Raw genomic sequence first — 20,459 nt, forward strand, 5'->3', positions numbered from 1 at the left:
GCGGGGGTCGGATGTCCGCTCCTGGCGCATCAACGAATGGCTCTCTGTGACGTCATCGACAGGAGCTCTCAGGCCGTCATTCCAGCACTATGGGAACTCGCCCGCTCGACGCAATCTGCCTCCTTGAGTAGCTGGGAACATCGTCTCATGGCGCCATCACCTTTCGCATCGAAGCCCGCTGCATCGATCGCGTGGTGAAGCGGTTCGAGAATGCGACGATCTTGTTGAGCACACCCGCAATGACGGATGGCTTGGCCCGAGCCAAAGCGTTCAGTCCAGCCTCGGCGACCGGGCGAGGCTTCATGGTCAGCCTACGCAGCATCGGCGAGACGCTGGCGTCGGCAGCCGCATCGAACCCGGTTTCGGTATGGCCGGGGCAGAGCGTAGTTACGACGACGCCACATGAACGCAACTCATCGTGGAGCGCTTCGCCGAAGGAGAGCACATAGGACTTCGTCGCGGCATAGGCCGCATAAATGGGAACAGGCTGGAAGGCCAGCAGACTGGCGACGAGAAGCATCTCGCCGGAGCCTCGGCTGGCCATGTCCCGCCCGAAGACGTAGCTCAGCTCGGTCAGCGCCGTCACGTTAAGCTGGATCATCTCGGCGGTGCGCGCGAACGGCGTATCGAGAAAGTCTCCATGCAGGCCGAAGCCGGCATTGTTGACCAGGAGATCGATCCGCAGCGCTTCCGTATCCAGCTTCTCTTTCAAGCCGCCGGCAGCGCCGGGAACGGAGAGGTCGACCGGCTCGACATGGATCTCGACGCCGTGCTTCCGGCGAAGCTCGAAGGCGAGTCTTTCCATCGGCTCGCGTCGCCGCGCCGCGAGCACGAGATTGATCTTTCGCGCTGCCAGAAGCTCGGCGAATTCTACGCCGAGGCCGCTCGATGCGCCCGTCACGAGGGCCCATTTTCCCGAGGGCGCGTCCAAGGTGCGTCCAGCGGGGGAACCGCTCACGTTCTGCATGTGGTGACCTTTCGAGTAAATGCCCCTATGCCTCGTTCGAGGCCCGCGCTTCGATGATGACGGAAGGCTGAATTTCGCGTCGCGGACGGTCGCGGTAGACGGGAGCGAAGGCCGCGAGCGCGCCGACCGAGGCTGCCGTCATGACGATGGCGAGCGAGACCGATGGCGACAGGGGTATCGCGCTCGCCAGCGTCGAACCGATGGCCGCGCTGCCCATCTGCAGGAAGCCCAGCAGGGCAGAGGCCGAGCCGGCCTGGCGGCCAAAAGGCTGCAGCGCGATCGCCGTGCCGAGTGGATTGATCAGTCCCATGCCGAAGAGGACGATCGAAAGTGCCGCGGTGAAGGTCAGGTAGGATGGCTGCGACGCGACCGCGATCATCGCCAGCGCGCCGGCGGCGAAGATGATCAGCCCCGCGAGGCCGGTGGTCCGGTCGCCATGGCGCTGCGCAAGCAGAGGCGCCAGGAACCCGGCTGCAAAGACGATCAGCACCGTCGCCGCGAAGGACAGACCCATTTGAAGCGGCGTCAGTCCGAGCTGCCCCATCAGGACGCCGGGCGCCGCGGCAAAGAAGCTGAACAAGCCGCCCAGCACCATGCTGACCGAGAGCGCCGGCAGCAGGAAGCGACCGTCGACCAGGAGGGACCGATAGGAGGCCGCCACACCGCCGAGCCCGAGCGTGCTCCTGGCGTCAATAGGATGGGTCTCGCCGACCCGCCGTAGGTAGAGCAGTGCCAGCGCTGCCGCACAGAGGGCGACGAACATGAAGCTCGCTCGCCAGCCCGACAGATCGACGAGGACGCTTCCCAGAAGCGGCGAGAAGCCGGGCGCGACGGCACCAGCGATCATAGTGAGGGACAGTACTCTGCCCAGGGCCTCCCCCTGGAATAAATCTCGGGCGATCGCGCGGGCGAGTACGGATGCGGCGCAGGCCCCCATGGCCTGGACGACCCGCCCGAGCACGAGCCAGAACAGGTTGTCAGCTTGTGCGGCGATCATGCTTCCCGCCAAGAAGGTGGCGAGGCCGCCGAGAACCAGCGCCCTTCTTCCGAAACGATCCGAGAGCGGGCCGACGATCAGTTGGCCCAGCGCAAAGGTGAGAAAGAAGCTGCTGAGGAGAATTCCGAGCTGGGTGTCCGTCAGGCCAAGCTCGGCCGCCATGCGTGGAAAAGCCGGGAGGATAATGTTCGTCGCAAGCGTGCCGATGGCGGCCAGACCCGCAAGCAGCAGGACGATGGGACCGCTGACTTCGCGGGCCTCGGATCGAAGCGGGTCGAGGCCCGTTTGGGACACCTGCGACGGTCCGTCGAGCGCCGCTTCCGCGGCACTCACTGCACGCGCCCCGGCTTGCCACCGGGCGGCTTCGCATGGGCGGCGATCTGGGAGCCAGCCGCGTTCAGGATCTGGCGCGCCAGCGTCTCGTCGTTGACCGTCCGCGACAGCAGGACGGCTCCGACCATCATCGACACCTTCGCCAGAAGAGCGTCACGGTCTTCCTCCGCGGTCAGGCTTGCGATCATGTCGAGGTTCGCGCGGATGCCGGCCTCGAACTCGGCCTTCACCTCCGGGCCCTGCCGCGCCGCGTCGGATGCGAGCGCGACGAACGGGCATCCTTCGGCGCGTTCCGCGACATGCTCCGGGCTGAGGTAGAATTCCGCCACGGCCGAGAACGGGTCATCCGGCCGAGAAGCGACGGCCGACGACCAGCGCTCGGCCGCACTAGCGATCGCTCGCCGCGACGCCAATGCGGCCAGTTCGTCCTTCGACGCGAACTGCTTGTAGAAGCCGCCCTGCGTCAGGCCGGCGCTCGCCATCAGGTCCTTGAGACCGATGCCGTCGAAGCCGTGCTCGCGAAAAAGCCGGCTCGCCGTCTCGATCACCCGCTCCCTGTTCTGCGCCGCCTGCTCCCGAGAGACCCGCATGCCCTGCTCCGAAAATTAGATTGCGTACGAACTCTATAACAGTCATAGATGTCGTACGCAATCTATTTGGTAAGCGCCATGACAAGGAAATTCCGGCTCGCCCTGCTCGCAGTCGGTGGCATCGTGATCGCCGCCGGAATCGGGGGCGCCGTCCTGCTGATCGGGCAGAAGTCCGCCCCTTCGGCAGCCGTCGACCCCCGACAGGAGCCGCCGGTCGTCCGCGTGTCGACGGCGAGCCCGGTTTTCGGTGCCGACCGGCGCTTCACGGGCGTCATCGCGGCACGCGTCCAAAGCAATCTCGGCTTTCGGGTCCCGGGCAAGGTCGTCGAGCGGCTGGTCAATGTCGGCCAGTCGGTGAAGGCGGGGCAGCCGCTCCTGCGGGTCGACGAGACGGACCTAGAGCTGGCGCTGACGGCCAAGCGCAACGCCGCCATCGCCGCTCGGGCCGTGCTGACGCAGGCAACGGCCGACGAAGCGCGCTACGCGGTCCTCGTCAAGAACGGGTTCGCCGCCAGCCCGCAGCGCTACGAGCAGGCGAAGGCCGCGCTCGATACCGCCAAGGCCCAGGCCGCAGCCGCTAAGGCTGCAGCGGATGTCGCGGAAAACGAGCGGACCTATGCCGTGCTCGTCGCTGATGCGGACGGGATCATCGTCGAGACCCTGGCGGAGCCCGGGCAGGTCGTCGCGGCGGGACAGGTGGTCGTTCGTCTCGCACAAACGGGCCCGCGGGAAGCGTTGGTGGCCTTGCCCGAAACGATGCGGCCTCCGCTCGGGTCCACCGCGCAGGCGACGCTCTACGGCGTCGCGGGGCGCAGCTTCCGCGCCACTTTGCGCCAGTTGTCCGGTTCTGCCGATCCACAGACCCGGACCTACGAGGCACGCTACGTCCTCGAAAGCGAGGCCGCGCTGGCGCCGCTGGGCGCGACCGTGACGATCCGCTTGTCCGATACGGCGACCGAGGCTGAGACGGAGATTCCGCTCGGAGCGGTTCTGGACGACGGACAGAAGACCGGCGTCTGGCTTCTCGACGATGCGGCCTCCGTCGTGACGTTCCAACCCGTGCGTCTCGTTCGCGTCACAAGCGAGACGGCGGTCGTTTCGGGGCTGCAGGCCGGGCGCCAGATCGTCTCCCTCGGGGCGCATCTCCTGCGCGAAGGCCAGCAGGTCCGGGCTTCCTCGAACATCAAGGCGGCCGCGCGATGAGCTTCAATCTCTCGGCGATCGCCGTCCGCGAACGCGCCGTCACCCTCTTCACGATCCTCCTGCTCGTCGCGGCCGGCGCCTACGCCTTCGTCAAGCTCGGGCGCGCCGAGGATCCGAGCTTCACCATCAAGACGCTGACCGTCACCTCTGTCTGGCCCGGCGCGACGGCCCGCGAGATGCAGGACCTCGTCGCCGAGCCGTTGGAGAAGCGGCTGCAGGAGCTCGCCTGGTACGACCGTGTCGAGACCACGACGCGGCCGGGCTATGCCTATCTCACGGTCAACCTGAAGGACTCCACCCCGCCGTCCCGCGTCCAGGAGGAGTTCTACCAGGCGCGCAAGAAACTCGCCGACGAGGCGCGCAACCTGCCGCCCGGCGTGCTCGGCCCCTTCGTCAACGACGAATACTCCGATGTGAGCTTCGCGCTCTACGCACTGAAGGCGAAGGGCATGCCGAAGCGCGAACTGGCGCGGCAGGCGGAAGCAATCAGGCAGGATCTCCTGCATGTGCCCGGTGTGAAGAAGGTCAACATCCTCGGCGAGCGCCCCCAGCAGATCTTCGTGGAGTTCTCCTATGCGAAGCTTGCGACGCTCGGCGTTTCCGCCCAGGACATCGTTACCGCCCTGCAGCGGCAGAACACGGTCACGCCCGCAGGCTCGGTCGATACCAAGGGGCCGCGCGTCTTCATCCGGGTCGACGGCGCCTATGATGGCGTGCAGGCCATCGCTGACACGCCGATCGTCGCGGGAGGCCGAACGCTGAAGCTCACGGACATCGCGGATGTCCGCCGCGGCTACGAAGATCCGGCAAGCTTCATCATCCGGCATCAGGGCGAGCCCAGCCTCATGCTCGCCGCGGTGATGCAGGACGGCTGGAACGGGCTGACGCTCGGCAAGGATCTTGAAAATAAGACCGCTGCAATCGGCCGGACATTGCCGCTCGGCATGTCGCTTGAAAAGGTGACGGACCAGGCCGTCAACATCGCTGAGTCGGTCGACGAGTTCATGATCAAGTTCGCGATGGCGCTGGGCGTAGTGCTGCTCGTCAGCCTGCTCAGCCTAGGCTGGCGCGTCGGCATCGTCGTTGCCGCGGCGATCCCCATCACCCTGGCCGCCGTCTTCTTCATCATGCTGGAAACGGGCCGCTTCTTCGACCGGATCACGCTGGGCGCGCTGATCCTGGCGCTCGGCCTCCTCGTCGACGACGCCATCATCGCGATCGAGGTCATGGTCGTGAAGATGGAAGAGGGCATGGACCGCATCAAGGCGGCGGCCTATGCCTGGAGCCATACCGCGGCGCCGATGCTCTCGGGGACCCTGGTGACGATCGCGGGCTTCCTGCCCGTCGGCTTCGCCTCCTCCACTGCCGGTGAATACGCCGGCAACATCTTCTGGGTGGTCGGTTTCGCGTTGATCGTGTCCTGGATCGTGGCGGTGGTCTTTACGCCTTATCTCGGCGTCAAGATGCTGCCTGAGATCACGCCTGTCCCCGGCGGCCATCACGCTATCTACGACACGCCGAACTACCGGCGCCTGCGGCGGCTGATCACCTTCGCCGTCGACCACAAGTTCCTGACCTGCGCGATCGTCGGCATCGCCTTTGCTCTCTCCGGCGTCGGCATGGGCGGGCTGAAGCAGCAGTTCTTCCCCACCTCGGATCGGCCCGAGGTGCTCGTCGAAATCCGTATGCCGGAAGGCAGCAGCATCGAGACCACCACCGCCGCGGTCCAGAAGGTCGAGCGCTGGCTCAACCAGCAGTCGGAAGCCACGATCGTCACCAGCTATGTCGGCCAGGGCGCGCCGCGCTTCTTCCTGGCGCTGTCGCCAGAGCTGCCCGATCCGGCCTTCGCCAAGATCGTCGTGCTGACGCCCGACGCTCATGACCGCGAGGAGCTCAAGCTTCGGCTACGAGAGGCGACCTCGAACGGGCTCGCGCCCGAGGCCTATGTCCGCGCCACGCAGTTCGTCTTCGGGCCGCCTTCGGTGTTTCCGGTCGAGTTTCGCATCGTCGGTCCCGACCCGGCTGAGCTCTACAAGATTTCCGAACAGGCCCTGCAGGTGATGCGCGGCATCCCCGATGTCAGGGAAGCGAATCGCGACTGGGGCAATCGCACGCCGGTGCTGCGCTTTGTGCCGGACCAGGATCGTCTCAACCTGATTGGCCTGTCGCCGGCACAGGTCGGCCAGCAGCTCCAGTTCCTGCTGAGCGGGGTGCCTGTCACGCAGGTCCGCGAGGACATCCGCAACGTACCGGTCATCGCCCGAAGCGCAGGCGCTGAACGTCTCGATCCGACGCGCCTCGCCGACTTTTCTCTCATGAGCAAGGACGGCCGGCAGATCCCCCTGGATCAAATCGGGCACTCCGAGATCCGTTACGAGGAGCCGATGCTGAAGCGACGCGATCGGATGCCGACGATCACGGTCCGCTCCGAGATCAACGAGGCCACGCAGCCCCCGGAGGTCTCCAAGCAGGTGCTGACCGCGCTCCAGCCGCTGATCGCCGCGCTGCCGGCTGGCTATCGCATCGACATGGGTGGTTCGATCGAGGAGGCGGCCAAGGCGAACGATGCCCTCGGCAAGATCTTCCCGCTGATGATCGCCGTGACGCTGATCGTCGTTATGTTCCAGGTGCGGTCCTTCTCGATGATGACGATGGTGCTGTTCACCGCGCCGCTCGGCCTGATCGGCGTGGTCCCGACGCTCCTGGCCTTCAATCAGCCCTTCGGCTTCAACGCGATTCTTGGCCTCATCGGGCTCGCCGGCATTCTGATGCGCAACACGCTGATCCTGACCGACCAGATCAAGGAGAACCAGATCGCAGGTCTGGACGACTACCATGCCGTCATCGAGGCGACAGTGCAGCGCACGCGACCGGTGATCCTGACCGCGCTCGCAGCGGTCCTGGCCTTCATCCCGCTGACCCATTCGGTCTTCTGGGGATCGATGGCCTATACGCTCATCGGCGGCACGGCGGTCGGCACGGTGCTCATCCTGCTGTTCCTGCCGGCGCTCTACGCCGCCTGGTTCAGAATCAAGCCGACATCGGCATCCGCCGACAAGGTCGACGCCCGATCGAATGCCGCAACTTCACCGCCCGCCTTTGCGGAAGCGGCAGAGTAAGCGATGGGCCAGCCTCCGCAAGCTCAGGCTATGACCCCTGCACCGGGCTTGCGGCTTCGATCCTGCGTGCCGCCGGTGTTCTGTCTCTAAGGACCGACGCAGCACTACGGCATCTCAGCCTCAAACCGGAAAACTGATCCCATGGAGCTGCCTCGACATGGATGCGCGCCCATCGATCGGTGAAGTTAATTGGACACCCGAGCGCTCGATCGCGTCCAGATGGAGCGGAACATGCCAGTAGTTCGATTCGATCAGGGCGACACGCATGGCTCAGCTCTGCCCGAGTACGATGGTGCGCTCTTCGGCCGCCGATTGGACGATGGCCGAGGTGGCCGCAAGCGTGCGGAGCCCATCCTCGCCCGAGCAGACGGGTGCGGCGCCGTCGCGGATCACCGAGCAGAAATGCGTCAGTTGTGAATAGTAGGCATCCGCCGGTGTAACGAGGCGTTCCTCGGAGATCGATGTGGCGTTCCAACTCGGTTCCTCGCCCGTGGCATGTCGCCAGACCCTGAGGTCGGGAAATTCAAGCGCCGCTTGGGTGCCGAGGAACCGCGTCGAGTTGGCCCGGCTCATGCGGATCGCCGGATTCTCGCCTGAGTTTGCGTCCCATGACCAGGGCGAAGGCGCTGCGTCGCTGGCCGTGACGGTCGCCAGCGCTCCGGTCTCTAAGCGGATCAGGACAGCAGTGGTGTCCTCGATCGCCAAACCGCGACCGATGTTCCCAACATGGGCAGTAACGGAAGAAATCTCGCCGCAGAGATGGCGCAACAGATCAATGTCGTGGATGAGGTTGGTCAGGATTGGGCCCGCGCCGGGCTGCGTACGCCATGGCACCGCGAAATAAGCGTCTGGCTTCCGCACGGCCCAGAGCATATTCACCGCGAGCAGGCGGCCCAACTCACCGCCGGCGATGATCTTGCGGGCCGCCGCCACAATCGGGTTATGCCGCCGGTGGTGGCCGACAAGGAGCGAGATTCCGTTCACCGCCGCAGCGTCGATGATCTTGCGTGCTGATGAAACATCTGCGGAGATCGGCTTTTCGACAAGGAGATGCAGCCCTGCTTGGGCTGCAACCAGGCAAATCGGTTCGTGCAGTGGGGTCGGGGTCGCGACGATCACGGCCTCGGGTGGATTTGCAGCGATCAGGCTCTCAATATCGGCGAAGACGGCGACGCCGAGTTCGGCTGCGAGAGCCATGGCGTAGGGCGCGGGATCGACGATCGCGGTGAGCGCGAAGTCAGGGTGACTGGCGCACAGCCTTGCATGGCGCTGGCCCATCGCGCCTGCGCCGATGACTGCGACCGAGATTGGGTTCCGAGCCATCTCAGTAGGTGGCCCGGCCGCCGCTGGCATCGAAGGTGAAGCCGGAGGTGAAACTGCACGCGGGGCTCGCCGCAAAGACAGCGACGGCAGCAATTTCCTCGACCTTCGCGAAGCGGTTCATCGGAATCTTGCTGCGCGCGGTGGCGATGTGCGTAGCGGTCATTTGCTTGAAGAGGTCGGTCTCGGCGATGGCCGGCGCGACGCAGTTGATCGTCACGCCGGTCTCGGCGAGTTCTTTCGCGACGGCCTTGCTGAAACCGATGACGCCAGCCTTGGCAGCGGAGTAGGCGGCGGCGCCGGCCGAACCCTCCTTCCCCGCGATTGAGGCGATGTTCACGATCCGTCCGTAGTTGGCGGCTCGCATGGCGGGTATGGCGGCTCGGCAGCAGTTGAAGACGCTGGTGAGATCAACGCGGATCACATCGTGCCAATGCTCCGGCGGATAGTCCTCGACCCTGTGGATGGGCCCGTTGATCCCGGCATTGTTGATCAGAACATCGACGCGGCCGAAGGCGAGGAGCGTCTTGCCGAAGGCCACCGCGACCGCCCCCGTATCGGCCACATCGACGACGCAACAGTCGACCGCGGTGATATCTAGGCCTTCGAACGAGCGATCCCAGACCGAGACGCGGCAGCCACGGCTCAGCAATTCCTTGACGATGGCGAGGCCGATGCCGCGGGCGCCGCCGGTGACGATCGCCGTCTGGCCGGCGAATTCGGATGTCATGACCATCAATCTCCCATTGGCTTGGCCAAGCTGACCAGTCGCGGAATCCGGTGCACTCGCGCGCCGGATCCCGCCTGCGGTCGCTATTGCGCCTTCTTCAGGGCCTCGTCGTATTTGGCCACGATCTCGGCATAGGCTTCATCGGCTGTGCTGTTGCGCAGGATCATCCGCACCGTGGCGTCGCCGAGGATCTGGTTGAAGGTCGAACTGACGACGGAATAGTTGACCATCTTGCCGCGGGACTTGATCAACTCCGCCCAGGCAAGTTGATTGGCCGCGTCCGGCTGCTTGAAATAAGGGGCGCTATAAGCAGAGGTGCGCGATACCACCTCGCCGCCTTCGGCTGCGATCGCCTGCGCGTCGGGGCCGGTCATGAACTTGGTGAAGGCCCACGCCGCCTCGCGCCGAGGAGAATTGGCGTTGACGACGATCTGAAAGCCATAGGTCACCATCTTGCCGTCGGGCGCGAAGGCGGGCGGCGGCGCCCATGCGAGATCGTTGCCGGCGCCGCCGGACTGGATGGCGCGGAAGCGGAACAGTCCAAAGGTCGCTTGCGCGATCGTACCGGCGCGCAGGCCGTCATGGGTTTCGCTGTATCCAAACTGCGCGTTGGTCGTCGGCGTCGCCTTGCACTTGCCGTACATGTCCCGGATCGTCTGGAGCGTCCGGATCACAGCCTCTCGCGACGCTTGGAAGGAACGGCCGTCATCCGCGAAATAGCGACCTCCGGTTTCCGTCACCATCGAGCTGAACAGATTCTCGGCCAGCGCCTGAGCGCCACCGACACCGCCGCTTGACCCGAGCGGAATGGCGTAACCTGTGACACCGTCCTTATTCAGCTTGCCACCTGCGACGCAAGCCTCGTCCCAAGTCTTTGGCGGAGTGACCCCGGCTTTGTCGAGCAAGCTCTTGCGATAGAGCAAAACCGGGATACGGTAATCCTGCTGCATCCCGTAGATCTTGCCGCCGACCTTGGTCTGAGACAGCGGGAGCAGCCAGTCAGCCTCGCTGACATTGTCGCGTTTCAGCAGGTCGTCGAGGGGCAATACCGAGCCCGTGGCGACGATTTCCGAGATCGACCAGTTGGCGAAGCGCGCGATGTCGGGGGAGTCCGACTTGCTCCGGAACGCTCGCGAAGAGGCGGCCTGAGTGGGGTCGATCACGACCTTGACCTTGATGTTCGGATTGGCCTTCTCGAAGGCCTCGATCATCCTTGTCTGTGCCGCGGCACGCGGATCCGCCTTGTTGTTGGGATCAAGGAAGGTTGCGTAAGCAATCTCGACCTGTTGGGCATGGGCGGGCGCCATCGCAACAGCGCCGAGCGCCAGCACTGTTGTAGCGGCAAGCAGCGCGAACTGGCGGCGGCTGGCGCTTGAATTCCTCGTCTGGATCGATGTCTTCATAGTCCTCCCCTTTTCTCGGACTGGGTTCCTCGTCGGCGGCAGCAGGCCCGGTCTCGACAGATCTTCACGGTGCTGGCGGTTGGCCTAAGCCCTGAACCATCACTGAAACTGAATACGCACGGCCGCATGGACCGCCGCGGTCCGATAGAGCGTGAGCACTCTCGATAGCCGCGATACCGGCGCGAGCCACGGCCAATCGCGCACGGTGGAAGCTCGCTGATCGTCGGCAACCGAGACTTGATATGCGTCGCTCATATCGGACGCCGCTCCCTGAAATGCGTGCACTGCGGTACGCTTGAACAATTCATAACCGAACAGCGTTCGTAAATGCAATTGGGGGTACTTGACCTCGGCCCACTGCCGGCTATCACCTCGCGTTTCCTCCACGGAGTGCATCCATGCCCGCCGGCTCGATGATCGACCGCGTCCTCGACATGCTCGACCTGCTGGCCGATTACCCAACCGGATTGCCGGTTTCCGAGATCGCGCGCCGTCTGAATGCCTCAAAGAGCGAAACCTTCCGGGTGCTGACCGTTATGATGAAGCGGGACTTTGTCAGCCAGGATCGCGAGACGCAGCGTTACCGATTGAGCGTAAGGACTGCGGCGCTCGCTCTGCGGTTTTTCGGGAGTTCCGGCTTAATTGAAGTCTGCCAGCCGATCCTCGACCGGTTGGCGGCGCGCACCGGCGAGCTCGTCCGACTGGCTATTGTCGAACACGGTGAACTCTACTTCATCGCCAATGCTCAAGGCGCCTTGGGTGGCATTCGGTTCGATCCCGACATGGGCCGAAAGCCGGCTAGCCTCAATGGGACCGCAAACGGCCGCGCCTGGCTCGCGACGCTTGATCCACAAGAGGCGGAGGACGTCGTGACCGAACGTGGCTTCACCGTCCCGCAATTGCCCTTGAAGACCAGCGTGACAGACACTTCGAGCTTGCGGATCGCTCTCGCAGCGGTGCGAGATAATGGATTTGCGACCTCCTTTGAAGAAACGATCGAAGGCCTTGTGACCGTAGCGGCCGCGATCGAGCGCCGTTCTGGCGGACCAGCGGTTGGGTGCGTCAGTTTTGCCGGCCCCATCTTTAGGCTCAGCAATCAAAAGATCGCCGAATTCGTTCCAGATCTCAAAGCCGCCGCCAGTCAAATCGGCAGCATATGGCCGGTAAAGCCGCAATATCTTGATATTGATATCTGAACATCATTTTCAGGATTCTTGGCGGCTTAAGGCAAGGCTTTCGGTTCGGCGCTTCGTGGCAGTCCTGGGGGCCTGCACTCGCTTGATGCTGATGATCTCCTGATCGAGCATGAGGGTGTAGCAGCTCGTCGCCAACGTCCGGAAGGACGCTCAAGCCCGACGGCATGCGTCTCATCCTGATCCGCCAAGCGCATCGGGCACAATCTTGAGCTAGGAGCGACGCACGCTTTCGCGGAGCAGACCTCGGCCAGCAAGATTGGCCATGAATGCGCCGAGGCCAAAAGTCCAGGGCTCGCAGGCCGAGCTCGGCTTCATGCGGTTGACCAGTGCCCCCAATCCGGGCGCGGCGATGGTGACGATATCACCGGTCTTATGGGTGAAGCCCATGCCCGGCTGATCGCGATCCTGCGTCGGTGCGAACATCGTGCCGAGGAACAGGACGAAGCCATCCGGATATTGGTGATGCGGACCGAGGGTCTGAGCCACCAGATCCTCGGGATCGCGACTGATCTCGGAGATGGAAGACGACCCCTCCATCCGGAATCCGTCCTCTCCCTCGACCGTCAGCGTCACAGTCGTCTTGCGTACGTCGTCGAGAGAAAACGTCTCGTCGAAAAACCGGATGAAGGGCCCGACGGCACACGAGGCGTTGTTGTCTTTCGCCTTGGAGAGGAGCAACGCGGAGCGGCCTTCGAAATCGCGCAGATTCACGTCGTTTCCCAGGGTCGCACCCACGATTCTGCCGTCGGCCTTGACCACGACGACGACCTCGGGTTCTGGGTTGTTCCAGGTCGACCCCGGATGAAGCCCTGCATCCATGAAAGCGCCGACAGCGGAAAGGGTGGGCGCCTTGGTGAACACCTCGGCATCCGGGCCGATCCCGACTTCAAGATACTGGCTCCAGGCCCCTTGAGCGACCAGCACGTCCTTGAGCCTCGCAGCTTCCGTTGAACCGGGCTTCAATCGGCTCAAATCATCACCCACCAGGCGCAAGACCTCGGCTCGAATGGCTGCCGCCGCGCTGGCATCGCCTCTTGCCCGCTCCTCGATCACGCGCTCCAGCATGGAAACTGCAAAGGTCACGCCGGCAGCCTTGACCACCTGCAGGTCGATGGGCGCAAGCAGCCAGGGACGCGACGGATCTCTGCTATCCGGCATCGTGTTCGCAATGATCTCATCGAGAGAGCCCACCAATTCGCCCGCAGCGGCCCTCAGAAAGCCGGCTGGGTCGCCCATGTCCGCGAGCTGGCTCATGGTGGGGACGGCAGAAGATATGTCGAAGATGCCATCCTGACGGATCGCCACCACCGAAGGTCCGATGCCTGGTCGCCAAACCCTCCCAGCAAGCGCACCGTCGTAGCCATCGACAGGCAGAGTTTGACGGGGGTTGCCGAAGGGCCATGCCGGTGAATTCATTGCCTGTCTTCCGTTCGCATTTTCAAGCAGAGGCGGCACGGGCGCGCCTGGAAGCGTAAGAACTCTGGACTGTCGTTAAAGGGCGCCAGAAGATCGTTCAGATCTCCGCTGTCTTGGGGCTTCGCAGTATGCGGAGTGGGACAGCTGACCCGCCTCAAAGCGAAATGTTCATCTTTGCTTATGGCAGCTCCACCCGGGTGATCTCTACAGCCTATCACCGGCCCGAGGACTTGAGATTCCAACCCCTCTTCTGCAGCTCGGCGATGCCCGTGTTGATTGATTGCAAGGGCTCTTTCTCGCGAATGATTTCGAGAACGACGTTCTCGATCTTGCAGGTCGCTTCGACTGCTTTTCCCAGCGCCTCGAAATCGATGACCCCGGTCCCGATCGGATCATGGCCCCAGATGTCGAGCCCGGTATCGGAGATATGCACAAGTCCGATCGCCGAATGTCCCGACAGAAGGCAGGCGACGGGATCTTCCTCAATGTAGGCCGCGTTCGCGACGTCGTAGACGATTTTCAGGCGGTCGCTGCCTACCTCCTGGACCACACCGAGCATCTCGGCGAAAGTCGGCCGGAAGCAATACGGCGTGTTTTCCAGCAGCAGCCGGACTCCGGCCTGTTCAGCCCGCGGCAGGAGAACGTCCAGGCTCTCGTACAGCCAGCCGAACGTCTGCTCCAGCGAAGGCGAGATCATCGGGCGGCGCGTGCCCGGCGAGATCACCACGTCGACCGCACCCCAGGCATAGGCGAGGTCGATCACGTCCTTGATGTGATCGGTGCTCTTGCGTCTCATGTTCGCAGCCGGACTCGCCAGGTTGATGTCGTATCCACCTGCGTTAAGCGACCTCACGCTGGCTCCGCAGTCCTGCAATCGCCGCCGCGCCGTTGCGCGCGCGGCTGGCGCCATCTCGTCCGGCCAGCAATGTGGCGCGCTGATAGGCACCTCGAAGACACTGAAACCGTGATCGCTGAGCTCGACGATCGCGTCGATTGCGGTCGCCGACCAGAGGTATGAGAAGGTATTGATGATCATGCGAATGGTCCTCCGAGGACATCGTCCGGCCGCGACAACGCGCCAACAGCGCGACAGCCGCGTGCCGGCGCTGTCTGCGTCACGCACTTTGGGGCGCCGAGCTGGGTCGCCCGGGTATGTGGCTCAGGATCGACTTGCTGAACCCACCGTCGACGCAGAGATCCTGCCCGGTCACATAGCCCGCCAGCGGGCTGACCAGGAACTCGATCGCATTGGCGATGTCTCTTGGCTGCCCGATCCGCCCGAGCGGAATGAGCTTCTCGCGCGCCGCCTTGATGGCCGGGTCGGCATACATCTTCGCGGACATCGGCGTTTGCGTCATGCCGGGCGAGACGACGTTGACGCGGATGCCGTCCGGCGCCCATTCCAGCGCCAGCGTCTGGGCGAGCATGGCCAGAGCGGCCTTGGTGGGGCTGTAGGCGCCCGAGCCTGCGTGCGGCACCTGCCCTGACATCGAAGAGGTGAAGCAGGCTGCGCCGCGGCTTGCCTTCAAATGCGGATAGCTGTGCTTTGCCAGGAGCCACGCCCCGCGCAGGTTGATTGCGAACATTCGCTCCCACTCGTCGAGCGACAGATCGCTGATCTTCCCGGGTTTCGCCACACCCGCGTTAGCGACCAGCGCGTCCAGCCCTCCAAACGCCGCCGCCGCCGCATCGACGAGCCGCGCGGGGGCATCGACGTCGCCGAGGTCGCCGCTGAGTGCGATGGCCTCACCGCCGAGTTCGCGCACTTGGCGCGCAACCTCCTCCTGCGTGTCGGAAGATTCCCGGCCACAGACCGCGATCTTCGGACGCTCGCCTCGGGCGAGCGCTGCTTCGGTGATCCGTAGGCAGACCGCCGCTCCGATCCCGCGGCTTGCGCCGCTCACTAAGGCTCTCATTGATCGCTCCTCCTCAGAACGAGACTTGTGTATTGGGAGACCCGCCTGCGCGACGGGTCCTTCAGATGCGTTTCAGGGGCTGCTGTCGCGCCTCAAACCGTGACGCCGAGCGGCCAGGGAGCGAACTCGGCCGATCCAAAATCGAAGAGTTCGCTCTTGGTGCGCTCGCCGGAGGCGACCCGAAGAATGAGGTCGAAGATCCGCTGTCCGGCTTCCGACACGGTCTCCTCGCCATCGAGGATCGTGCCGCAGTTTACGTCCATGTCCTCCTCCATGCGCGTGTAGAGAGGCGTGTTGGTCGCGATCTTGATCGATGGGGCAGGCTTGCAGCCAAACACGCTGCCTCGCCCGGTGGTGAAGCACACCACGTTTGCGCCGCCTGCGACCTGACCAGTCGCCGAGACCGGATCGAAACCCGGCGTATCCATGAACACGAACCCCTTCGCGGTTACCGCCTCCGCATACTTGATCACGTCCACAAGGTTGGTGCTGCCAGCCTTGGCCATGGCGCCGAGCGACTTTTCGAGAATCGTCGTCAGTCCTCCAGCCTTGTTGCCAGGAGAGGGGTTTGCGTTGATCTCCGCCCCGTGCTTGCGGGTATATTCCTCCCACCAGGTCATGAGGCTCACCAGCTTCTCGCCGACTTCCCGGCTGACGGCACGCCGGGTGAAGAGGTGCTCGGCGCCGTAAGTTTCCGTCGTTTCCGACAGAATTACTGTGCCGCCATTGCGCACGACGAGATCGCTTGCGACGCCGAGGGCGGGATTGGCCGAGACGCCGGAGTAACCGTCCGATCCGCCGCACTGCAGGGCGATCTTGAGCTCGCTCGCGGGAACGGTCTCCCGATGCACGCGGTTGGCATCAGTGAGAACCTCCCGCACAAAATCCATGCCGGCTTCCACCGTCTTGCGGGTGCCGCCCATCGCCTGGATATCCATGTTGCGGATGCGATCGGTCAGGTTGTGCTCCTTGAGCATCGCGCCAATCTGATTCACCTCGCAACCGAGCCCGAGCACGACGATGTGAGAGAAATTGGGGTGGCGCGCATAGCCGGCGAGCGTCCGCCGCAAGAGCTGCAATGGTTCTCCCTCGGCCATGCCGCAGCCGGTCTTATGCGTCAGCGCAACAACGCCATCGACATTCGGATAGCCCGCTAGCGGCTCGATTCCGAGAAGTGGATGTCGCTTGAAAGCGTCGGCAACGAGGCCTGCCACATGAGCACTGCAATTCACCGAGGTGAGAATGCCGATGTAGTTGCGCGTTGCGACGCGGCCATCCGGGCGGCGAATGCCTTCGAATGTGGCTGGGACTTCGACATAATCAGTAGGCCTTACGTCTTGGCCGTAAGCATAGTCCTTCGCAAAATCGCCCATTCCCATGTTGTGAACGTGGACGTGCTCTCCAGGGGCGATATCGGTGGTCGCAAACCCGATGACCTGATTGTAGCGGCGAACAGGCTCGCCTTGAACGATCGCCCGTGCAGCGACCTTGTGGCCTGCAGGAATGCGAGCGGAGGTCACGACCCCGTCGGCAACGGGCGTGCCAGCCAGCAACGCCGCGCGCGCAATGACGACATTATCGTCCGTGTGAAGGCGTATTACTGGGTGCATTGTCCCGGTTTCCTGTTCGCGAAACTGCGCGTCGACCAAGGTAGGCGCGCTGTTCTTGCTAGTCGGCCGTGCCCGTGAGAGCTGGCCTTGGCGCCTCGAGGCGCCAAGTTGATCTCAACGGGTGCCGACGAGGTCGAACTGCAAACGGTAGATTCCGTGCAGGGCTTCCGGCGCGCCTAAGTCACTGAGCACTGCGGGGCTCAGATGAGTGGCCACGACATGCTCGACCGCTTCCTGCGTGGCTCCCTCCACCATGAGTACCCAACGAGGAACCATGTTTGCGGCTCGCCCACGCTGCTCGGCTGTCTTGACGTTGCTCGCGCTCTCATCAGCCCGGCAGATATGCACTGCTGAGATCGCAGCTGTTTGCGCCACCTTAGGCAGCATGGATTCGGAGAGTGTCTTGAGAATTTCCGGATCCTGGCCTGGCTCGCAATCGAAGCGGATGGTCCCGATGAAGCCACCCGATCCCGCGCCTAGCGAGACCTCGACGTCGCACAGCGATCGAGAGGTGTTCCTGAAGTGCTGGACGGAGCGCGTGGTCCATTCGGTCGGACTGTTCAGCCGCGCCAGATAATCCGCACCGGTGAGCACCGACTTGTGCTGAACCTCGTAGAGCGTGAAATATTCCGGCGTGCCCGACAAAGCGATGTAACGGCGACCGCGCAGAAAGCCCGGAATTCCAACCCGCTCCGGGATATGCTCGCGGTCGTGCCATTCATAAAAATTGGCCCGACCTTCATCGGTGATATCGTTCCATATGGCGATAACGCCTGATCCTGACAAAGACATGGGAAGCTCCTCGCTCGTTGGTTTTCCCGTTGCGTTCGTCCGATCCAGGAGGCCGGCGAACGCGATAGCGTCGCAGCTGGATCGAGCTACTGGCCGGGTGTGGGTCTAAGGTGCGTGTTCGACCGTTTGGGGCGTGCCGCCGTTGGCCGCGGAACGGTATGCTGCCTCGAGGACGGCGATCGCGTGTTCCGCCTCGCGTAGACCTGCGACGGGCGCTCGGCCTTCGGCCAGATCCGCCCAACTGCGTCGGAGAAACACCGGGTAATATTCGTCGGTATTGAACTCGACAGTGGTGGAGCGCCCCGGCTGTTGGTCGCGGCCTTTCACATAGAGCTGGTCAGCATACGCTCGCACGTAGGAGGAGGTATGCGAGATCGAAAACGCAAAGTCGCGCTGGTCTTCTGCCGTTGACGGATACAGGTAACCGGTTTCGATCACGCCAATTTGGCCCGCCGCATTCTGGCAGGACAGGATGGCCTGCTCGTCGACGGTGACCTCGGGGCGGAACGTCCGAGCCTGAGCCGAAACATGAGTGATCGGGGCGCCCGTGAAGGACGAGATCAGATCGATAAAATGAATACCGACATTCAGGAGCGAACCGCCGCCTGCCTGTCGGTTGTCCAGCATCCAGCTGTTCCCGTTTCGCTCATAGCGATCAGCCAGGCCTACGATGAATCTGAATGACAGATGCTGAAAGCCTTCCGGCGTAAAACCTTCGGCCGGCGACAAACGTGAAGCCCAGTCGCTTACCCGGTTGATAAACGGAACGGTGACGTGAACGCGCCGCCGCTCGGCCAGCTGCCGGATGCGTCGAACCTCTTTCAGATTGAGGCCGCAAGGCTTCTCGATCAGAAATGGGATTCCGCGGTCAGTCAGGCGCTCGGCCAAGGCTGCCATCCTGGAATGGCGGCTAAACACGAGGGCGAAGTCGAAATCTTCTTTGAGCAGCTCTTCGTTCGAACCGAAAAGCTTGCAGTTCAGCTGGTGCGCGAAACGCGCCCCCGAAAACGCTTCGCTATCGGAGATGCCGACTATCTCGACACCCGGATCGCCGAGCGCCGGGATGTAGAGCGGGAAATGCCAATGGCTGACGTCGAATATTGCGATCTTCATAGGAAGTTCCGTGAAAACGCGAGTGTCGAAGCACTCAATCCATGTAGGAGCCGCCGTTGACGCTTAGGGTCTCGCCGAAGATGTAGCTGGCGTCGTCGGAAGCGAGGAAGGCCGTTGCCCGCCCGATCTCTTCAGGGCGACCGAGGCGGCCGGCGGGAATGCGCGAAATGGTCGTCGCCTTCATGTCGCCGCTCATCCCATCGGTGAGTTCTGTTGCGAAGAGTCCGGGCGCGACGGCATTGACGTTGACGCCGAATGGGGCGGCGTAGAGTGCGAGAGATTTCGTCAGGCCGATAATTCCGGCCTTGGCAGCGGTATAATGCGCATTGCCGATGAAATCGCCGCGCTTTCCGGCCACGGAACTGATGTTGACGATCTTGCCGTACTTCTGCTGTTTCATGCCGGCGAGCACTGCCTGGCAGCAATTGAACGAGCCTTTCAGATGGATGTTGAGCATCCGATCCCACTTTTCCGCGGTGATCTCTGGAAAGCTCACGAAATCGCCGATGCCGGCGTTGTTGATCAGGATGTCCACTCGGCCGAATTCTGCCCGGATTTTTCCGAAAGCTTCCTCGACCTGGTCGGACTCAGCCACGTCGAAGGCGATCGGGCTGGCTTTGCCGCCTGTGGCTCGGATGGACGCTGCAGCCAGTTCGGCAGGCTCGAGCAAGCGATCGGTAATGACCACATGAGCGCCGCGGCCGGCGAGAACCTCGGCAATGGCTTTCCCCAATCCGCGGCCAGCTCCCGTGACCACGGCAATCTTTCCCGACAGGTCGTGCTGAATAGAAGTCATGCTCACTCCCGGTATTACTCGGCTGGTTATCGAGCCGCCTCGGTTTGCGAAAACCGGCGAATTATGCTAATGGAATATCGTTCCAGCAACCTCTTGCTACAGTGGTGCCATGCGGCTTGTCAAATCCCTCGTCGAACGCTGCTTCGACCTCATCACCCTGCTGAGCGAGAACGCTGGCGCGATGCCGCTCGGTGAGATCAGCCGCCGTCTGGACGTGCCGAAGAGCGCGGCGCATCGGCTTGTGACCACGCTGTGCGACCTCGGATGGGCCGAGCAGGACGCTGACAGTGGCTTCTATCGCTTGTCGTTGCGGTTGGCCGTCGTTGGTCAACGTCTTCTGGTAGGAACGCGTATTCCTGACATCTGCCAGCCAATTCTTGATCGCTTGGCGAGCACGACGGAAGGACTCGGCAGAATCGCTATCGTAGACCCAGACGGACTAACCTGGATTGCTCATTCACAAGGCGCCCGTACCGGCCTGATTTATCAGCCTGAACTTGTAGCAAAAGTTCCTCTTCATATGACGGCCAACGGAAAAGCTTGGCTAGCGACCCTTGATCGTGATGATGCCTTGGCCCGAGCAGTCGCCAGTGGACTGGGAACATCAGACGTTGGGGGGCCTCGGGTCATCACGACCAAACAGACATTCTCAGCTGCCCTGGATGAGACGCAGGAGCGAGGCTGGGCCACTGCGATCGAAGAGGCTGAGCCGGGTGTTGCCGCCGTGGCGGCTGCAATCCGTGTCGGTGAGCAGGTCGTAGGCACGGTAAGCGTTGCCGGTCCGATCCATCGCTTCTCGCCTATCGTCGTTCCACGAGTGGGGGAGCTGGTAAAGGCGACTGCGCAGGAGCTTTCGGCTCTTTGGCCGTATCGGATCGCCTCCGCCGTGAGGCAGGCGACGACAGCTTAATAATATTAAGTATATGAAAAATAATAATAATTAGCGCTCGACTTGGCA

At 63.2% G+C, this 20,459-nt stretch carries 18 protein-coding genes; 4 read left to right on the top strand and 14 right to left on the bottom strand.

Features of this window, described 5'->3' with window-relative positions:
* Positions 1-145 precede the first annotated feature (145 nt).
* Genes AC1DE3_RS27045 through AC1DE3_RS27055 form a run of 3 tightly spaced genes read right to left on the bottom strand, consistent with a single transcriptional unit; the run spans position 146 to position 2,887 of the window.
* On the bottom strand, positions 146-967 hold the full coding sequence (locus AC1DE3_RS27045; RefSeq protein ID WP_476781294.1) for an SDR family NAD(P)-dependent oxidoreductase: 822 nt from the start codon (positions 965-967) through the stop codon (positions 146-148).
* A 25-nt stretch (positions 968-992) separates the two neighbouring features.
* Positions 993-2,258 carry a multidrug effflux MFS transporter gene (locus tag AC1DE3_RS27050; RefSeq protein WP_476852948.1) on the bottom strand — a complete coding sequence of 422 codons (1,266 nt, stop codon included), beginning with the start codon at positions 2,256-2,258 and terminating at the stop codon, positions 993-995.
* A 35-nt stretch (positions 2,259-2,293) separates the two neighbouring features.
* Positions 2,294-2,887: a TetR/AcrR family transcriptional regulator gene (locus AC1DE3_RS27055; RefSeq protein ID WP_476852949.1), complete on the bottom strand. Its 594-nt coding sequence runs from the start codon at positions 2,885-2,887 to the stop codon at positions 2,294-2,296.
* A 78-nt stretch (positions 2,888-2,965) separates the two neighbouring features.
* Between AC1DE3_RS27055 and AC1DE3_RS27060 the strand changes: the two genes are divergently transcribed.
* Both AC1DE3_RS27060 and AC1DE3_RS27065 read left to right on the top strand, forming a co-directional pair.
* Positions 2,966-4,090, top strand: coding sequence for an efflux RND transporter periplasmic adaptor subunit (locus AC1DE3_RS27060; protein WP_476781291.1), 1,125 nt, complete (start codon positions 2,966-2,968; stop codon positions 4,088-4,090).
* A complete protein-coding gene (locus AC1DE3_RS27065; RefSeq protein WP_476781290.1) occupies positions 4,087-7,209 on the top strand; it encodes an efflux RND transporter permease subunit in 3,123 nt (1,040 codons plus the stop codon). Before AC1DE3_RS27060 ends, AC1DE3_RS27065 begins: the two co-directional genes overlap by 4 nt.
* A 270-nt stretch (positions 7,210-7,479) precedes the next feature.
* On the opposite strand, the gene AC1DE3_RS27070 is transcribed toward AC1DE3_RS27065, so the two are convergent.
* The 4 genes from AC1DE3_RS27070 to AC1DE3_RS27085 form a co-directional block, all read right to left on the bottom strand.
* Positions 7,480-8,562, bottom strand: a complete 1,083-nt coding sequence (locus tag AC1DE3_RS27070) for a Gfo/Idh/MocA family protein (RefSeq protein ID WP_476852950.1) — start codon at positions 8,560-8,562, stop codon at positions 7,480-7,482.
* Positions 8,534-9,259: an SDR family NAD(P)-dependent oxidoreductase gene (locus tag AC1DE3_RS27075; protein ID WP_476852951.1), complete on the bottom strand. Its 726-nt coding sequence runs from the start codon at positions 9,257-9,259 to the stop codon at positions 8,534-8,536. Before AC1DE3_RS27075 ends, AC1DE3_RS27070 begins: the two co-directional genes overlap by 29 nt.
* Positions 9,260-9,342: 83 nt before the next feature.
* The gene (locus tag AC1DE3_RS27080; protein WP_476781288.1) at positions 9,343-10,662 is read right to left on the bottom strand and encodes an ABC transporter substrate-binding protein; all 1,320 of its coding nucleotides are present in this window, start codon (positions 10,660-10,662) and stop codon (positions 9,343-9,345) included.
* A 99-nt stretch (positions 10,663-10,761) separates the two neighbouring features.
* Positions 10,762-11,049 carry a hypothetical protein gene (locus AC1DE3_RS27085; RefSeq protein ID WP_476781287.1) on the bottom strand — a complete coding sequence of 96 codons (288 nt, stop codon included), beginning with the start codon at positions 11,047-11,049 and terminating at the stop codon, positions 10,762-10,764.
* An 11-nt stretch (positions 11,050-11,060) separates the two neighbouring features.
* Between AC1DE3_RS27085 and AC1DE3_RS27090 the strand changes: the two genes are divergently transcribed.
* Entirely contained in the window at positions 11,061-11,858 is a 798-nt protein-coding gene (locus AC1DE3_RS27090) for an IclR family transcriptional regulator (RefSeq protein WP_476781286.1), read from the top strand.
* 210 nt (positions 11,859-12,068) lie between these two features.
* Here AC1DE3_RS27090 and AC1DE3_RS27095 read toward each other — a convergent pair whose 3' ends face one another.
* The 7 genes from AC1DE3_RS27095 to AC1DE3_RS27125 form a co-directional block, all read right to left on the bottom strand.
* Positions 12,069-13,274: a fumarylacetoacetate hydrolase family protein gene (locus AC1DE3_RS27095; RefSeq protein WP_476781285.1), complete on the bottom strand. Its 1,206-nt coding sequence runs from the start codon at positions 13,272-13,274 to the stop codon at positions 12,069-12,071.
* A 214-nt stretch (positions 13,275-13,488) separates the two neighbouring features.
* Positions 13,489-14,310, bottom strand: a complete 822-nt coding sequence (locus tag AC1DE3_RS27100) for a sugar phosphate isomerase/epimerase family protein (RefSeq protein ID WP_476781284.1) — start codon at positions 14,308-14,310, stop codon at positions 13,489-13,491.
* Between the two features lie 79 nt (positions 14,311-14,389).
* Positions 14,390-15,190 carry an SDR family NAD(P)-dependent oxidoreductase gene (locus tag AC1DE3_RS27105; RefSeq protein ID WP_476781283.1) on the bottom strand — a complete coding sequence of 267 codons (801 nt, stop codon included), beginning with the start codon at positions 15,188-15,190 and terminating at the stop codon, positions 14,390-14,392.
* A 92-nt stretch (positions 15,191-15,282) separates the two neighbouring features.
* Positions 15,283-16,800, bottom strand: coding sequence for a UxaA family hydrolase (locus tag AC1DE3_RS27110; protein ID WP_476781298.1), 1,518 nt, complete (start codon positions 16,798-16,800; stop codon positions 15,283-15,285).
* Positions 16,801-16,914: 114 nt separating this feature from the next.
* Positions 16,915-17,592, bottom strand: coding sequence for a hypothetical protein (locus AC1DE3_RS27115; protein ID WP_476781282.1), 678 nt, complete (start codon positions 17,590-17,592; stop codon positions 16,915-16,917).
* 105 nt (positions 17,593-17,697) lie between these two features.
* Positions 17,698-18,705 carry a Gfo/Idh/MocA family protein gene (locus tag AC1DE3_RS27120; RefSeq protein WP_476781281.1) on the bottom strand — a complete coding sequence of 336 codons (1,008 nt, stop codon included), beginning with the start codon at positions 18,703-18,705 and terminating at the stop codon, positions 17,698-17,700.
* Positions 18,706-18,739: 34 nt separating this feature from the next.
* Entirely contained in the window at positions 18,740-19,501 is a 762-nt protein-coding gene (locus AC1DE3_RS27125) for an SDR family NAD(P)-dependent oxidoreductase (protein WP_476781280.1), read from the bottom strand.
* A gap of 109 nt (positions 19,502-19,610) precedes the next feature.
* On the opposite strand from AC1DE3_RS27125, the gene AC1DE3_RS27130 reads away from it, so the two are divergent.
* On the top strand, positions 19,611-20,411 hold the full coding sequence (locus AC1DE3_RS27130; RefSeq protein ID WP_476781279.1) for an IclR family transcriptional regulator: 801 nt from the start codon (positions 19,611-19,613) through the stop codon (positions 20,409-20,411).
* The last annotated feature ends 48 nt before the right edge of the window (positions 20,412-20,459 follow it).

The sequence above is a fragment of the Allobosea sp. 10L417 genome (assembly GCF_056395485.1).

Excerpts from the sequence above, each read along its gene's own strand:
- AC1DE3_RS27130 (WP_476781279.1), top strand. The coding sequence starts at position 19,611 with ATGCGGCTTGTCAAATCCCTCGTCGAACGCTGCTTCGACCTCATCACC.
- AC1DE3_RS27105 (WP_476781283.1), bottom strand. The coding sequence starts at position 15,190 with ATGAGAGCCTTAGTGAGCGGCGCAAGCCGCGGGATCGGAGCGGCGGTC.
- AC1DE3_RS27055 (WP_476852949.1), bottom strand. The coding sequence starts at position 2,887 with ATGCGGGTCTCTCGGGAGCAGGCGGCGCAGAACAGGGAGCGGGTGATC.
- AC1DE3_RS27120 (WP_476781281.1), bottom strand. The coding sequence starts at position 18,705 with ATGAAGATCGCAATATTCGACGTCAGCCATTGGCATTTCCCGCTCTAC.
- AC1DE3_RS27125 (WP_476781280.1), bottom strand. The coding sequence starts at position 19,501 with ATGACTTCTATTCAGCACGACCTGTCGGGAAAGATTGCCGTGGTCACG.
- AC1DE3_RS27115 (WP_476781282.1), bottom strand. The coding sequence starts at position 17,592 with ATGTCTTTGTCAGGATCAGGCGTTATCGCCATATGGAACGATATCACC.
- AC1DE3_RS27070 (WP_476852950.1), bottom strand. The coding sequence starts at position 8,562 with ATGCCAGCGGCGGCCGGGCCACCTACTGAGATGGCTCGGAACCCAATC.
- AC1DE3_RS27095 (WP_476781285.1), bottom strand. The coding sequence starts at position 13,274 with ATGAATTCACCGGCATGGCCCTTCGGCAACCCCCGTCAAACTCTGCCT.
- AC1DE3_RS27110 (WP_476781298.1), bottom strand. The coding sequence starts at position 16,800 with ATGCACCCAGTAATACGCCTTCACACGGACGATAATGTCGTCATTGCG.
- AC1DE3_RS27100 (WP_476781284.1), bottom strand. The coding sequence starts at position 14,310 with ATGATCATCAATACCTTCTCATACCTCTGGTCGGCGACCGCAATCGAC.
- AC1DE3_RS27080 (WP_476781288.1), bottom strand. The coding sequence starts at position 10,662 with ATGAAGACATCGATCCAGACGAGGAATTCAAGCGCCAGCCGCCGCCAG.
- AC1DE3_RS27045 (WP_476781294.1), bottom strand. The coding sequence starts at position 967 with ATGCAGAACGTGAGCGGTTCCCCCGCTGGACGCACCTTGGACGCGCCC.
- AC1DE3_RS27060 (WP_476781291.1), top strand. The coding sequence starts at position 2,966 with ATGACAAGGAAATTCCGGCTCGCCCTGCTCGCAGTCGGTGGCATCGTG.
- AC1DE3_RS27075 (WP_476852951.1), bottom strand. The coding sequence starts at position 9,259 with ATGACATCCGAATTCGCCGGCCAGACGGCGATCGTCACCGGCGGCGCC.
- AC1DE3_RS27065 (WP_476781290.1), top strand. The coding sequence starts at position 4,087 with ATGAGCTTCAATCTCTCGGCGATCGCCGTCCGCGAACGCGCCGTCACC.
- AC1DE3_RS27090 (WP_476781286.1), top strand. The coding sequence starts at position 11,061 with ATGCCCGCCGGCTCGATGATCGACCGCGTCCTCGACATGCTCGACCTG.